Source organism: Pseudomonas sp. 05N434, from assembly GCF_056396965.1.
Window position 1 is genome coordinate 1 of the sequence record NZ_JBFTMK010001076.1, and the last position, 524, is coordinate 524.

2 protein-coding genes are annotated in these 524 nt (G+C 54.1%); one reads left to right on the top strand and one right to left on the bottom strand.

Going from position 1 to position 524, the window contains the following annotated elements; genetic code table 11:
- The coding region (locus AC1DLB_RS31795; RefSeq protein ID WP_477786507.1) for a kinase/pyrophosphorylase at nt 1-154 on the bottom strand (154 nt) is incomplete at its 3' end.
- 173 nt (nt 155-327) lie between these two features.
- Between AC1DLB_RS31795 and AC1DLB_RS31800 the strand changes: the two genes are divergently transcribed.
- On the top strand, nt 328-524 hold a 197-nt coding region (locus tag AC1DLB_RS31800; protein ID WP_477786506.1), incomplete at its 3' end, for a PEP/pyruvate-binding domain-containing protein.

The window sequence follows — 524 nt, forward strand, 5'->3', positions numbered from 1 at the left end:
GTTGTACCATGGCCCGCGCTTTATCAGCGTCGTCGATGTACGGTCGTATGATTTTGCTGAAGGTAATGTTTTCGAACTGCGCCAGCAGGCTTTGGCCGAGGGTTTCGGCGGTAATGCCGGTGCCATCGGAGATAAAGAAAGCAGATCGTTTCATTTGCACCTTGGGCCTWAAGCTAGTGACGATTCTTGGATATAGTAGGCGCGATTTGTCGGCCACCGATGCCCGCATTCTCACTTATTTTCCAGGTCCAGGCCATACAGCCGGCAAAGGCTCCCCCGAGTCGCCGGCTTCTGAGCTTTTCCAACACAGTTAGTGGAGAGATCACCTTGGTAGAGTACGTAGTTTCCCTCGATAAGCTCGGCGTCCATGATGTAGAGCATGTGGGGGGCAAGAACGCATCCCTGGGCGAGATGATCAGTAACCTTGCAGGCGCCGGTGTATCGGTGCCAGGTGGCTTTGCCACGACAGCTCAGGCTTATCGTGATTTTCTGGAACTGAGCGGCCTGAACGATCAGATCCATGC